Below are 13,170 nucleotides of genomic sequence, written 5' to 3'. Positions count from 1 at the left end.
ACCGCTTTGCGCGTGCGTCGCTTGCTCAGATTCAGGCCGAGGTCTTGTTGCTTCATGAGCGTATTGTCAGGCGCGGCGCCGTACTTCAGACAGCGCCAGCGGCAGAGTTTTGAACACCATCCCTAGCTGATGCGGGGATGTTGTGTTGCGCTGCGTTATTGGGGGTCAGATTCCAATTAATTGGAGGATTTAGATCAAAACGGTTGCAGCGCTTGTGGGGTAAGTGTGGGTAGCTATTATTTTTGAGTCTTTGCGGGGTGTTTGGATGTTGCTGGCCGGGCGCATATCCCAGCCAGCGCCATCCAAACACCCAACACAGACTCAAAAACAATAGCTACCCACGCCTACAAAACATGCGCGATAGCCGTTTTTGACCAAACCCCCAAATTAATTGGAATCTGACCCCCATTAGCATGCAAACAGAGTCTCACCCCAACGCCAGCACCGCCCGCGCCACGCTGACAATGCCATTGGGCGACAAATCCTGTGCGTTGACGCGCTGGCGCGTCTCCCAGCGGGCAAAGTTGCGCGCCTGGGACCGTCCGTAGTGCGGGTCGTAGTGCAAATGCATCAGTTCTGCGAACAGTGCAGGCAGTTCGCCTGCGAGCGCCCACGCCTGCCAGCGCTGCACGGTCTGCCTGCCGTGCAGTTCTGCCAGCGCCCCCAGGCGCTGGGCCAGGGCATCGGGGTCGTCGCCCAGGTAGGCATAGTCGCGCAGCAGGTACGACAGGCGTTCTTCTGGCGTGGCCTCGATCTCGATGCACGCGCCGTCGCGTAGGCGCTGCACCAGCGGCACGGGCACCGTCAGGCGGCCTATGCGCGCGCTCTCGCCTTCCACGTAAATGGGGCGCGACAGATCCATCGCCTCCAGCGCGGTGGCAATCTGCGTTTCAAAGTTTTTTTGCGACGGCTGGGGCACGCCCGGCAGCGCGCCGAGCAGCGAGCCTTTGTGGCGCGCACAGTGCTCCAGATCCAGCACCTGTGCGCCCAAGGTGGCAAGTTGCTGCAGCACGCGCGTCTTGGCGCTGCCGGTGGCGCCCAGCAGCACGCGCAGCTGCAGCTGCGGCACCAGCGACTCGGTCGTGGTCATCACATGGCGGCGAAAGGCCTTGTAGCCGCCGGCCAGCTGCTGCGCGTCCCAGCCCACCAGGCGCAGCCACTGCACCATGGAGCCGCTGCGCATGCCGCCGCGCCAGCAGTACACCAGCGGGCGCCAGCCCTGGGGCTTGTCGGCAAACTGCTCGCGCAGGTGGCGCGCCAGGTTGGCTGCCACCATGGCTCCGCCCACGCGCCGCGCCTCGAAGGCGCTTTGCTGCACGTAGATGGTGCCGACGATGGCGCGCTCTTCGTCGCCCAGCACCGGGCAGTTGATCGCGCCGGGGATGTGGTCTTCGGCAAACTCGGCGGGCGAGCGCGCGTCGATGATGGCATCGAACTGGTGGCGGTCTTCGGGGCGGATGGGGCGGTGGTGGGACACGGGAGTGTTGTGGGGAATGCGGCGCTGAACAAAGCCGGAAAGGTGCGAATCTGGGATGATGCGCGCGGCGCGCCTGCGGCACACCTTTTGCATCAGGGCAGCCGCCATTGTCCGTTACCGTGCCAGCCTTTCCCCACCCGCCTCGCTTGTCCCGCTTGCCATGAATGCCTCTGCCGTGCCCGCCGCCTCCACCCATCCACGCCTGACCTCGCTGTCGCACGGCGGCGGCTGCGGCTGCAAGATCGCGCCGGGCGTGCTGTCGCAGATCCTGCGGCAAAGCGGCGCGGGCGCCGTGATTCCGCCCGAGCTGCTGGTGGGCATCGAGACCTCGGACGACGCCGCCGTCTATCGCCTGAACGACACCCAGGCGCTGGTGGCCACCACCGACTTTTTCATGCCCATCGTGGACGATCCGTATGAATTTGGCCGCATTGCCGCCACCAATGCGCTGAGCGACGTGTACGCCATGGGTGGCAGGCCCATCATGGCGCTGGCGCTGGTGGCCATGCCGGTGAACCAGCTGCCGCTGGAGGTGATTGGCGCCATCTTGCGCGGCGGGCAGGACGTGTGCCGCGCGGCGGGCATCCCGATTGCGGGCGGCCACACCATCGACTCGGTCGAGCCCATCTACGGCCTGGTGGCCATGGGCCTGGTGCACCCGGACCGCGTGCGCCGCAACGCCGGCGCGCAGCCGGGCGACGTGCTGGTGCTGGGCAAGCCGCTGGGCGTGGGCGTGTATTCGGCCGCACTCAAAAAAGAACAGCTGGCCGATGCGCACTACCGCGAGATGATCGCCGCCACCACACGCCTGAATACCCCAGGCCCGCTGCTGGCCGAGCTGCCCGGCGTGCACGCCATCACCGACGTGACGGGCTTCGGCCTGGCCGGCCATGCGCTGGAAGTGGCGCGCGGCGCGGGCGTCACCGTGCAGATCGACTGGGCCCGCGTGCCGTTGCTGCCCGGCGCGGCCGATCTGGCCGCCGCGGGCTTGGTGACCGGCGCCAGCGGCCGCAACTGGGCCGGCTATGGCGAGGGCGTGACGCTGGCCGCGGGCCTGCCGCCCACCGCACAGGCGCTAGTGACCGACCCGCAGACCTCGGGCGGCCTGCTCGTGGCCTGTGCGCCTGGCAGCGTGCAGGACGTGCTGGCCGTGTTCGCGCGCGAAGGCTTTGCGCAGGCAGCCGTGATCGGCAGCGTGCAGGCCGGGCCGGCGCGGGTGGATGTGCAAGCGGGGGCGAACGGCTGATGCACTACTGTATTCATAGCTGCCAGCGCTTGATGGACGTGCGCTGGAGCCGGATTTTGGCTACCAATCTCCCCACGCGGTGAATGTTGCATAGACTAGCCGCTTCCTACCAGTGAAAGAGAACAACACAGCCATGGCACTCACAGAACAGGGCTTGCTGGCGGCGCTCGCCAGCGTCCAGGACCCGCACACGGGCAAGGACTTCGTCACCACGCGCGCGGTGCGCAACGTGCAGATCAGCGGCGGCGACGTCGCCTTCGACGTGGAACTGGGCTACCCCGCCAAGAGCCTGCTGCCCGAGCTGCGCCGCCAGTTCATCGCCGCGGCCAAGGGCGTGCCGGGCGTGGACAACGTGTCGGCCAACATCACCACCAAGGTCATCGCGCACGCCGTGCAGCGCGGCGTTCAGCTGCTGCCGCAGGTCAAGAACATCATTGCCGTGGCATCGGGCAAGGGCGGCGTGGGCAAGAGCACCACCGCTGCCAACCTGGCGCTGGCGCTGGCCGCCGAGGGTGCCAGCGTGGGTGTGCTGGACGCCGACATCTACGGCCCCAGCCAGCCCATGATGCTGGGCATCAACCGCCGGCCTGAGAGCGACGACGGCAAGACCATGGAGCCGCTGGAAAACTATGGCGTGCAGGTCATGTCGATTGGCTTTCTGGTGGACCAGGACGAGGCCATGATCTGGCGCGGCCCCATGGCTACCCAGGCGCTGGAGCAGCTGCTGCGCCAGACCAACTGGAAGGATCTGGACTACCTCATCATCGACATGCCGCCGGGCACGGGCGACATTCAGCTGACGCTGAGCCAGCGCGTGCCCATGACCGGCGCGGTGATCGTCACCACGCCGCAGGACATCGCGCTGCTGGACGCCAAGAAGGGCATCAAGATGTTTGAAAAGGTGGGCGTGCCCATTCTGGGTATCGTGGAGAACATGGCCGTGCACGTATGCAGCCACTGCGGCCATGTGGAGCACATCTTCGGTGCCGACGGTGGCAAGAAGATGGCGCAGGAGTACGGCATGGACTACCTGGGCGCGCTGCCGCTGGACATGCGCATCCGCCTGCAGGCCGACAGCGGCAAGCCCACCGTGGTGGCCGACCCCGATGGCGAGGTGGCGCAGATCTACAAAAAGGTCGCACGCGACGTGGCCGTGAAGATCGCGCAGCAGGCCAAGGATTTCTCCAGCAAGTTCCCGACCATCGCGATCAGCAAGAACACCTGAGAGGCTGAGCCAGTCACCGCCCGGGCGCGTTGACGCAGTGCAGGGAGGGGGCGCACACTGCGCCCCTTTGTTTTTTTACCATTGCCTGCCGGCTTGCGATGACACCACCCAATCACTCCACCGTCGTTGCCACGGTCACGCCGGACGACCTGCGCGCGCAGTTGCGCCGCCGGGCGCACCTCAAGGGCCGCCAGCCCGAAGATGCTGCAATGGCCGAGGTGGCGCAGCTGCTGGGCCCGCGCCCGGCCGAGGGTTTCAGGCGCGATCTGCTCATTGAATACCTGCACCGCATCAACGACCACCATGGCGCGCTGCACGCGCGGCACCTGGTGGCGCAGGCGCATCTGATGAACCTGCCGCTGGCCGAGGTGTACGAGGTGGCCAGCTTCTACCAACACTTCGACATCCTGCGTGACGACGACGCGCAGGCACCGCGCCTGGTGCTGCGTGTGTGCGACGGGTTGTCCTGCAGCATGGCCGACGCGCGCGAGCTGCTGGCTGCGTTGCCGGAGCGCCTGCGCGCCGCAGGATACGGCGATGTGCGCGTGCAGGCCGCGCCCTGCGTGGGCCGCTGCGAGCAGGCGCCCGTGGCCGTGGTGCACCAGTACCCGGTGCCGCACGCCACGGTGGACGGCGTGCTGGCGCAGGTGAATTTGACACCAGACAGGTCTGTGGCAAAGCATCCACAAGCGCTGGCAGCTACTATTTTTGAAGCAAAGCCCCAGTCGGCCATCACCCGCGGGGACGAGGGCGTGGCGCCCGCCTGGGTGGGGCTGGCCGCCTACCTTGCGCAGGGTGGCTACCAGCTGGCCGCTGCGCTGGTCAATGGCGAGATGGATGCAGATGCGGTGCTGGCGGCGATGGAAGACGCTGGCCTGCGCGGCCTGGGGGGCGCGGGTTTTCCGGCCGGGCGCAAGTGGCGCATCGTGCGGGAGCAGGCCGCCCTCGCCGAGCGCCGGGCCGCCCCAAGGGAGGCGGCGGCCCCCTCGGGGGGCAGCGAACCACGCGTAGCGGGGGAGCGTGGGGGCACGGCCGTGATGGCAGTGAACATCGACGAGGGCGAGCCCGGCACCTTCAAGGATCGCACCTATCTGGAGCGTGACCCGCACCGTTTTTTGGAGGGCATGCTGGTGGCCGCGCAGGTGGTGGGCACCGAGGCGGTTTACATCTACTTGCGTGACGAATACCACGGTTGCCGCGCCATCTTGCAGGCGGCGATTGCCGAGCTGCAGGCCGACCCGCCTTGCCCGTTGCCACGCATCGAGCTGCGCCGCGGCGCGGGCGCCTACATCTGTGGCGAGGAGTCCGCGATGCTCGAGAGCATCGAAGGCAAGCGCGGCGAGCCGCGCATGCGCCCGCCCTACATTGCACAGGTGGGGTTGTTTGGCCGGCCCACGCTGGAGCACAACTTCGAGACGCTGTACTGGGTGCGCGACATTGTCGAGCGCGGCCCGCAGTGGTTTGCCGGCTTTGGCCGCCACGGGCGCAAGGGACTGCGCAGTTTCAGCGTGAGCGGGCGCGTGAAGCAGCCCGGCGTGAAGCTGGCGCCCGCGGGCATCACCGTACAAGAGCTGATCGACGAATACTGCGGCGGCATGCTGGATGGCCACCAGCTGTATGCCTACCTGCCCGGTGGCGCGTCGGGCGGCATATTGCCCGCCCGCCTGGCCGACGTGCCGCTGGACTTCGACACGCTGCAGCCGCACGGCTGCTTCATCGGCAGTGCGGCCGTCATCGTGCTCAGCCAGCACGACCGCGCGCGCGATGCGGCGCTGAACATGATGCGGTTTTTTGCGCACGAGAGCTGCGGCCAGTGCACGCCCTGCCGCGTGGGCACGGCCAAGGCCGCGCAGCTGATGCAGGCGCCCGTGTGGGACGGCGACACGCTGGATGATTTGGCGCAGGTGATGCAGGACGCATCGATTTGCGGCCTGGGCCAGGCGGCGCCCAACCCGATGCGCTGCGTGCAGCGCTACTTTGCGCACGAGGTGCAGGCATGAGCCCTCCATCCATCGCCATACCGTTCGATCTGGACGGCCAGCCGCTGCAGGCACAGCCCGGCGAATCCATCTGGCAGGCCGCGCGGCGCCACGGCGTGCAGATTCCGCACCTGTGCCACACCGACGGCCTGCGCCCCGACGGCAACTGCCGCGCCTGCGTGGTCGAGATTGACGGCGAGCGCGCGCTGGCCCCCAGCTGCTGCCGCCAGCCCACGCCCGGCATGCGCGTGCACGCCCAAAGCCCCCGCGCCCGCAAGAGCCAGCAGATGGTGCTGGAGCTGCTGCTGTCCGACATGCCGGATACCGGTTACAAGTGGAATGACGATGCAAAAACCATAGCTGCTGGCGCTTGTCAGGTAAGCGCTAGAGGCCAATTTTGTCCAGAATCGGCACCAGTGGGCCAGCATGGCGAATTGAGTGCCTGGGCCGACGCGCTGGGCGTGGCAGTGCGCCCAGCGCTGGCCGCGCTGCGCCGCGCACAGCCCGCGTCCGACCCAAGCCACCCGGCCATCGCGGTCAACCTGGACGCCTGCATCCAGTGCACACGCTGCGTGCGCGCCTGCCGCGAAAGCCAGGTCAACGACGTGATTGGCTATGCGCTGCGCGGTGCCGATTCAAAAATCGTCTTTGACCTGGACGACTCCCTGGAGTCCAGCACCTGCGTGGCCTGCGGCGAATGCGTGCAGGCCTGCCCCACGGGCGCCCTGAGCCCCAGGACGCACGTCGGATCGCAAAAGGTGGACCGCACGGTGGACTCGGTGTGTCCGTTTTGCGGCGTGGGCTGCCTGGTCACCTACAACGTGCGCGATGAAAAAATCATCAGCGTGCAGGGCCGCGACGGCCCGGCCAACCACGGCCGCCTGTGCGTGAAGGGGCGCTTTGGCTTTGACTACGCCCACCACCCGCAGCGCCTCACGGTGCCGCTGGTGCGCAAGCCGGGCGTGCCCAAAGACGGGCAGGGCGCGGTGCGCCCCGACGACTGGCGCGAGGTTTTTCGCGAGGCGACCTGGGACGAGGCGCTGCAACTCGCCGCCGGCGGCCTGCGCGCGCTGCGCGATGCGCACGGCCCCAGGGCGCTGGCGGGCTTTGGCTCGGCCAAGGGCAGCAACGAAGAGGCCTATTTGTTCCAGAAGCTGGTGCGCACCGGCTTTGGCAGCAACAACGTGGATCACTGCACGCGGCTGTGCCATGCCTCCAGCGTGGCGGCGCTGCTGGAGGGCGTGGGCTCGGGCGCGGTGAGCAACCCGGTGAGCGACGTGGCGCATGCCGAGGTCATTCTGGTGATCGGCTCCAACCCCGCGTCCAACCACCCCGTGGCCGCCACCTGGATGAAGAACGCCGCCAAGCGGGGCGCCAAGATCGTGCTGGCCGACCCGCGCGTCACCGACATGGGCCGCCACGCCTGGCGCACGCTGCAATTCAAGGCCGACACCGACGTGGCCATGCTCAACGCGCTGATCCACACGGTGATAGCCGAGGGCCTGGTGGATCAGGACTTCATCCGCGACCGCACCAGCCACTTTGAGGCCCTGCGCGAGAACGTGCGCGCCTGCAGCCCCGAGGCCATGGCGCCGGTTTGCGGCATACCCGCTGCCACGCTGCGCGAGGTGGCGCGCGCGTTTGCTACGGCCCGGGCGTCGATGATTTTGTGGGGCATGGGCGTGAGCCAGCATGTGCACGGCACCGACAACGTGCGCTGCCTGATTGCGCTGGCCGCCGTCACCGGCCAGATCAGCCGGCCCGGCACGGGGCTGCACCCGCTGCGCGGCCAGAACAACGTGCAGGGTGCGAGCGACGCGGGCCTGATCCCGATGATGTTCCCCAACTACCAGCGTGTGGACAACCCTCAGGCGCATGCGTGGTTCGAGCAGTTCTGGGGCCTGCCGCTGGACGACGCACCGGGGTACACGGTGGTCGAGATCATGGACAAGGCGCTGGCTCACGAGGCCGACCCGCACAAGGTGCGCGGCATGTACATCATGGGCGAGAACCCCGCCATGAGCGACCCCGACCTGAACCACGCACGCCAGGCGCTGGCCAGCCTGTCGCACCTGGTGGTGCAGGACATCTTTTTGACCGAGACCGCCTGGCTGGCCGACGTGGTGCTGCCCGCCAGCGCCTGGCCCGAGAAGACCGGCAGCGTGAGCAATACCGACCGCATGGTGCAACTGGGCCGACGCGCCTTGAGCCCGCCCGGCGATGCGCGGCCTGATCTGTGGATCATTCAGCAGATGGCCAAGGGCATGGGATTGAGGTGGGCCTACGAGGGTGCCGAGTCTGGCGTGGCCGCCGTCTATGAGGAAATGCGCCAGGCCATGGCCGGCGCCATCGCGGGGATCACCTGGGAGCGGCTGGAGCGCGAATCCAGCGTGACCTACCCCTGCCTGTCGGCCGACGACCCGGGCCAGCCCATCGTTTTCACCGATCGCTTTCCCACGCCCACGGGCCGCGTCACGCTGGTGCCGGCGGACATCATCGCCGCCGACGAGCGGCCCGACGCCGATTACCCGCTGGTGCTCATCACCGGCCGCCAGCTGGAGCACTGGCACACGGGCAGCATGACGCGGCGCAGCGCGGTGCTGGACGCCATCGAGCCGCATGCCAGCGCGTCGCTGCATGGCGACGAACTGGCGCGCCTGGGGCTGGCGCCGGGCGGCTGGGTGGCGATCCGCTCGCGCCGCGGCGCCGTGCAGGTGCGCGTGCGCCGCGACGACGGCACGCCGCGTGGCGCAGTGTTCATGCCGTTTGCCTACGTGGAGGCGGCAGCCAACCTGCTCACCAATGCGGCGCTGGATCCGTTCGGGAAGATCCCGGAGTTCAAGTATTGCGCCGTGGCGGTGCAGGGCATTGCACCGCCGCAAGGGCAGGGCGCTTGACCACGGCGTAAAGTGGCGCGCATGTCACCGCCTCGCCCCTCTCTCTCCGTTGCCGTGGTCATGCGCCGCGAGCACCTGAATAACCGCTGGCAGCCCTGGCGCTGGTCCTTGGCCGAGGTCGTGCCGCATGAAGATGCGTTTGGCACCGCGCCGCGCCTTTTGCGCCAGACCGAGTCCGACGAGCAATGGCTGTTTCCTGGCTTCGCCGTGGAGCTGTTTCGCGACGATGCCGAGGGCTACCACCTGAACCTGAGCGCGCCCCAGCCCTGCTGGTTTGTGCACTGGCGCATGGACGAGGAGCCCGGCGCCGATGGCCACCAGCTGGCGCGGCCCGTGGATGTGAGCCTGAGCTACCACGACGCCGGCCGCTGGCTGGACGCGCAGGAAAACGTGGACCAGGTGCCCGCGCCCGGACCGGTGCGCGAGTGGCTGCAGGTCTTTGTCGATACGCACTACCAGCCCGAGCCCAGGCGCCGCCGCAGGCCCGAGAGCTTCCGTCCGCTGACCGACCGTTTCGGCAACCCCGCCTCCATCTCCACGGGCAAGTCGCGCGGTGGTGGCGGTGGCGCGTCGGCAGAAGGCGAGGGCGGCCATGGCTGAAGGCTTCCTGGGCCGCTGGTCGCGGCGCAAGCAGGAGGCGCGGGTCGCAGAGCCTGCAGCGCCCGTGCAGGCCGTTCTCGATTCGCAGCCGCAGCCACAGGCTCCCGTGCAGCAGGCCGTTGCGCAGAGCGCGGAGCCAGCGGCGCACGCTGACGACACGCGGCCGCTGCCCACGCTGCAGGATGTGCAGGCGCTCACGCCCGCATCCGACTTCTCCAGCTTCGTCGCGCGCGGCGTGGCGCCCGAAGTGCGCAACGCCGCCATGAAAAAGCTGTTCAGTGACCCGCACTTCAACGTGATGGACGGGCTGGACATCTACATTGACGACTACACCCAGCCCACGCCGCTGCCGCTGAGCACGCTGCGCCAGCTGGCCAGCGCGCAGGCGATGGGCCTGGTGCAGGACGAGGGAGTGGCGCAGCGCCCCGGCACGGCATTGGCCGGTCAGGGCGCTGGGGTGTCGCCGCTGCCTGCCGCCGCGCAGGGTGTTGATGTGGCACAGTCCGATGTCCGCAATGCCATTCCTGACATGCAGGCGCCGCATGATGCGCCGCCGCAAGGCGCGCCACAGGCCGCGCCCGTCAGCCCTACACCCGATGCCCAAGACGCTGATATGCGATTGCAACCGGACCATGCCTCTGGACCCCAAGGCACTGGGAACGGCCCTGCATGAGGAGCTGACGCTCCATTCCACCCTGTGCCGGCGCGAGGCCGGCGCCTTCCAGCAGGCCGTGCGCAGCGGCGAGCCGGTGCTCGTCGCCTGCACGCAGGAGCAGCGCCTGTTTGCCGAACTGGCCGAGCAGACCGAGGGCGCCACGTCGCCGCTGCGCTTCGTCAACATCCGCGAGACCGGCGGCTGGAGCCGCGATGCGCGCCAGGCCGGCCCCAAGATCGCCGCGCTGCTGGCCGCGGCCCATCTGCCCGAGCCCGAGCCGGTGCCCACCGTCAACTTTCGCAGCGGTGGCCGCCTGCTGATCATCGGCGCGCTGGATGCGGCCGAGCGCGCCGCCGCGCTGCTGGCCGACGTGCTGGACGTGACGCTGTTCGCGCAGGGCCCTGGTGATGCTGGCGGTCGGCAGGAGCGGCGCTTTCCCGTGCTGGGCGGGCGCATCGTGTCGCTCAAGGGCTGGCTGGGGCACTTTGCGCTGCAATGGGCGGCTGACAACCCCATCGACCTGGATCTGTGCACGCGCTGCAATGCCTGCGTGGCTGCCTGCCCCGAGAACGCCATCGGGCTGGACTACCAGATCGACATGGCCGCCTGCACCGGCCACCGCGACTGCGTGAAGGCGTGCTCGGTAGCGGGCGCTATCCGTTTCGATCGCGAGGCCGATGTGCAGTCGCAGGACTTTGACCTGGTGCTGGACCTGCGCCCGGCCGGGGCGGGGCCCACCTTCCTGCAGCACGCGCTGCCGCAGGGGTACTTGCGCTGGGACGGGCAGGACCTGCAGGCGCTGCTGCGCCTGCGCGACCTGGTGGGCGAGTTTGAAAAGCCCAAGTTCTTCACCTACCGCCAAAAGCTCTGCGCCCACAGCCGCAGCCGCACCGTGGGCTGCAGCGCCTGCGTGGATATCTGCTCGGCAGAGGCCATCAGCAGCGACCCGGCGCGCCAGCAGGTGGTCGTCAACCCGCACCTGTGCGTGGGCTGCGGTGCCTGCACCACGGTCTGCCCCACGGGCGCCATGGGCTATGCCTACCCGTCGGCGCAGGACCTGGGGGCGCGTATCCGCACCCTGCTGTCCACCTACGCGCAGGCCGGGGGCCGCCAGCCCAGCCTGTTGCTGCACAGCCAGGAAAGCGGGCAGCCGCTGGTGCATGAGCTGGGGCGCGCGGCGCAGCTGGGCGTGGCCCAGGGCGTGCCCGCGCACATGATCCCCGTGGCGCTGTGGCACACGGCCAGCGTGGGTATCGATCTGTGGCTCAGTGCCATCGCGCAGGGGGCGACGCAGATCGTGCTGCTGTTCACGGGCGACGAGGCGCCGCAGTATGTGGAAGCCCTGCAGGCCCAGATGGCCGTGGCGCAAGCGCTGCTGCACGGCCTGGGCTATATGGGCACGCACCTGCATTGCGTGCATGCCCGGTCTGCTGCGGATCTGGATGCGGGGCTGCGGGCGATCGAAGGCGCGCGCGGCAGCGTGCCCGCGCAGGCGGCCCGTTTCACGCCGACGAGCGACAAGCGCGCCACGCTGGAGCTGGCGCTGGACCATCTCGTGGCCCAGGCGCCCGCCCGCGCGCTGCCGGAGGCCATCGCGCTGCCCCAGGGGCCGTCGCCGTGGGGCACGGTGGCCGTGGATAAAGATCGCTGCACCCTGTGCCTGAGCTGCGTGAGCGCCTGCCCGGCGGGTGCGCTGCAAGACAACCCGCAGGCGCCCCAGCTGCGCTTTACCGAGCGCAACTGCGTGCAGTGCGGTCTGTGCGAGCGCACCTGCCCTGAAAACGCCATCACGCTGCAGCCGCGCCTGCTGCTCACGCCGCAGCGCAGCCAGCCGCGTGTGCTGCACGAGACCCAGCCCTACGGCTGCATCCGCTGCGGCAAACCCTTCGGCACGCTGCAGGCCATCGAGGCCATGCTGGGCCGCCTGGCGGGCCACCCCATGTTCCAGGGCGAGGCGCTGGAGCGCCTCAAGATGTGCGGCGACTGCCGCGTGATCGACCTGTATTCCGCCCAGAATGAATCGAAAGTGACTGACCTGTGAGCAGCCCCGACACCAGCCATCTCGCTGTCCATCTCAACGCGCCGCCCACCACGTCGGCGCTGGACGAGGAAACCGCGCGCGCCGAGCTCTACGGCCTGCTGGCGCAGCTGTACTACGCGCCGCCCGACCCGGCATTGCTGGATGCGCTGCGCGTGGCAGTGACCGAGGCGCCCGCCAGCGGCGCCTTTTTGCAAGACCCCTGGCAGCAGCTGGTCGCCGTGGCGCGGGAAATGCCGGACGGCGCGGTGGCGGGAGAGTACGACGCTCTCTTTGGAGGCGTGGGCAAGCCCGCGGTGTTTCTGTATGGCTCGCATTACCTGAGTGGTTTCCTGAACGAAAAACCGCTGGCCCGCCTGCGCGCCGATCTGCATCGCCTGGGCCTGGCCGCGCGTGAAGACATGCCTGACACCGAGGATCACATCGCCTATCTGTGCGAGGTGATGCGCTACCTGATCGCGGGCGACGACGGCGGCGTGTGCCACCTGCAGTCGCAGCAGACCTTCTTCGCCGCGCATCTGCAGCCGTGGGTGCTGCAGTTGTGCGACGCGCTGCTGCAGCAGCCGCAGGCGCGTTTTTATGCGGCCCTGGCGCGGTTCACGCAGGCCTTCATGGCCGTGGAGGCGCAGGGCTTCGACATGCTGGATTGAGCTCTGCGCGGCGCTTACCGCGAAATCGCAAACATTGCACGGCAGTGGGTGCCAAAGGCGAGTCGAACTCTCGGTGTCGTTGCCCCCTGCTGATCAATGTCATAGACTGTATGAACGCGGCTTCATACGTTGCCCTTTTTTCATTTTCTTGCCAGCATTTCTGGAGACGCAAATGCAGGACCACCAGCCCACTTCTTCCCGCCGCCGTTTTTTTGCCGGTGCTGCCGCCGTCGGTGCTGCAGCTGCCTCGGTGGCCGTTGTGCCGCGCATGGCTGCCACGCCGCTGCCTGTGGCCGAGCAGACTCCGCGCCCCGTTCCTGAGCGAGGCGGCGGCTATCACGAGTCGGAACACGTTCGTCACTACTACAAAACCACCCGCATCTGATGCGGCACAGCGGGGTTC

10 protein-coding genes are annotated in these 13,170 nt (G+C 68.4%); 9 read left to right on the top strand and 1 reads right to left on the bottom strand.

Annotation, left to right across the window (positions count from 1 at the left end):
* Window positions 1–427 precede the first annotated feature (427 nt).
* Window positions 428–1,477, bottom strand: coding sequence for a tRNA 2-selenouridine(34) synthase MnmH (mnmH, locus tag AB7E35_RS11960; RefSeq protein ID WP_428163879.1), 1,050 nt, complete (start codon window positions 1,475–1,477; stop codon window positions 428–430).
* A gap of 160 nt (window positions 1,478–1,637) precedes the next feature.
* Here mnmH and selD point away from each other — a divergent pair, with 160 nt between their 5' ends.
* The 9 genes from selD (at window position 1,638) to AB7E35_RS11915 (ending at window position 13,152) form a co-directional block, all read left to right on the top strand.
* Entirely contained in the window at window positions 1,638–2,723 is a 1,086-nt protein-coding gene (gene selD / locus AB7E35_RS11955) for a selenide, water dikinase SelD (RefSeq protein WP_428163878.1), read from the top strand.
* 133 nt (window positions 2,724–2,856) lie between these two features.
* Window positions 2,857–3,948, top strand: coding sequence for an iron-sulfur cluster carrier protein ApbC (apbC, locus tag AB7E35_RS11950; RefSeq protein WP_428167616.1), 1,092 nt, complete (start codon window positions 2,857–2,859; stop codon window positions 3,946–3,948).
* A 98-nt stretch (window positions 3,949–4,046) separates the two neighbouring features.
* On the top strand, window positions 4,047–5,948 hold the full coding sequence (locus AB7E35_RS11945) for an NADH-ubiquinone oxidoreductase-F iron-sulfur binding region domain-containing protein (protein WP_428167615.1): 1,902 nt from the start codon (window positions 4,047–4,049) through the stop codon (window positions 5,946–5,948).
* Complete coding sequence (gene fdhF / locus AB7E35_RS11940; RefSeq protein WP_428167614.1) at window positions 5,945–8,824, top strand: formate dehydrogenase subunit alpha; 2,880 nt, start codon at window positions 5,945–5,947, stop codon at window positions 8,822–8,824. The genes AB7E35_RS11945 and fdhF overlap by 4 nt, the downstream gene beginning before the upstream one ends.
* A gap of 21 nt (window positions 8,825–8,845) precedes the next feature.
* Window positions 8,846–9,424, top strand: a complete 579-nt coding sequence (locus AB7E35_RS11935) for a DUF3305 domain-containing protein (RefSeq protein ID WP_428163874.1) — start codon at window positions 8,846–8,848, stop codon at window positions 9,422–9,424.
* On the top strand, window positions 9,417–10,097 hold the full coding sequence (locus AB7E35_RS11930) for a DUF3306 domain-containing protein (protein ID WP_428163873.1): 681 nt from the start codon (window positions 9,417–9,419) through the stop codon (window positions 10,095–10,097). The genes AB7E35_RS11935 and AB7E35_RS11930 overlap by 8 nt, the downstream gene beginning before the upstream one ends.
* Window positions 10,057–12,120, top strand: a complete 2,064-nt coding sequence (locus tag AB7E35_RS11925; RefSeq protein ID WP_428167613.1) for a 4Fe-4S dicluster domain-containing protein — start codon at window positions 10,057–10,059, stop codon at window positions 12,118–12,120. Before AB7E35_RS11930 ends, AB7E35_RS11925 begins: the two co-directional genes overlap by 41 nt.
* Complete coding sequence (locus tag AB7E35_RS11920; protein WP_428163871.1) at window positions 12,117–12,767, top strand: TorD/DmsD family molecular chaperone; 651 nt, start codon at window positions 12,117–12,119, stop codon at window positions 12,765–12,767. Before AB7E35_RS11925 ends, AB7E35_RS11920 begins: the two co-directional genes overlap by 4 nt.
* 172 nt (window positions 12,768–12,939) lie before the next feature.
* Window positions 12,940–13,152, top strand: a complete 213-nt coding sequence (locus tag AB7E35_RS11915) for a formate dehydrogenase (RefSeq protein ID WP_428163870.1) — start codon at window positions 12,940–12,942, stop codon at window positions 13,150–13,152.
* Window positions 13,153–13,170: the final 18 nt, after the last annotated feature.

Source organism: Diaphorobacter sp. (assembly GCF_050251835.1).
Lineage (GTDB): Bacteria > Pseudomonadota > Gammaproteobacteria > Burkholderiales > Burkholderiaceae_C > JBFXIE01.
Note: the sequence above shows the minus strand (reverse complement) of the source record. Positions and strands in the feature narration are given on the sequence as shown.

What these genes read in the sequence shown, in the direction of transcription:
- AB7E35_RS11930 (WP_428163873.1), top strand. Translation starts at nt 9,417, where the DNA reads ATGGCTGAAGGCTTCCTGGGCCGCTGGTCGCGGCGCAAGCAGGAGGCG.
- fdhF (WP_428167614.1), top strand. Translation starts at nt 5,945, where the DNA reads ATGAGCCCTCCATCCATCGCCATACCGTTCGATCTGGACGGCCAGCCG.
- AB7E35_RS11935 (WP_428163874.1), top strand. Translation starts at nt 8,846, where the DNA reads ATGTCACCGCCTCGCCCCTCTCTCTCCGTTGCCGTGGTCATGCGCCGC.
- AB7E35_RS11945 (WP_428167615.1), top strand. Translation starts at nt 4,047, where the DNA reads ATGACACCACCCAATCACTCCACCGTCGTTGCCACGGTCACGCCGGAC.
- selD (WP_428163878.1), top strand. Translation starts at nt 1,638, where the DNA reads ATGAATGCCTCTGCCGTGCCCGCCGCCTCCACCCATCCACGCCTGACC.
- AB7E35_RS11925 (WP_428167613.1), top strand. Translation starts at nt 10,057, where the DNA reads ATGCCTCTGGACCCCAAGGCACTGGGAACGGCCCTGCATGAGGAGCTG.
- AB7E35_RS11915 (WP_428163870.1), top strand. Translation starts at nt 12,940, where the DNA reads ATGCAGGACCACCAGCCCACTTCTTCCCGCCGCCGTTTTTTTGCCGGT.
- apbC (WP_428167616.1), top strand. Translation starts at nt 2,857, where the DNA reads ATGGCACTCACAGAACAGGGCTTGCTGGCGGCGCTCGCCAGCGTCCAG.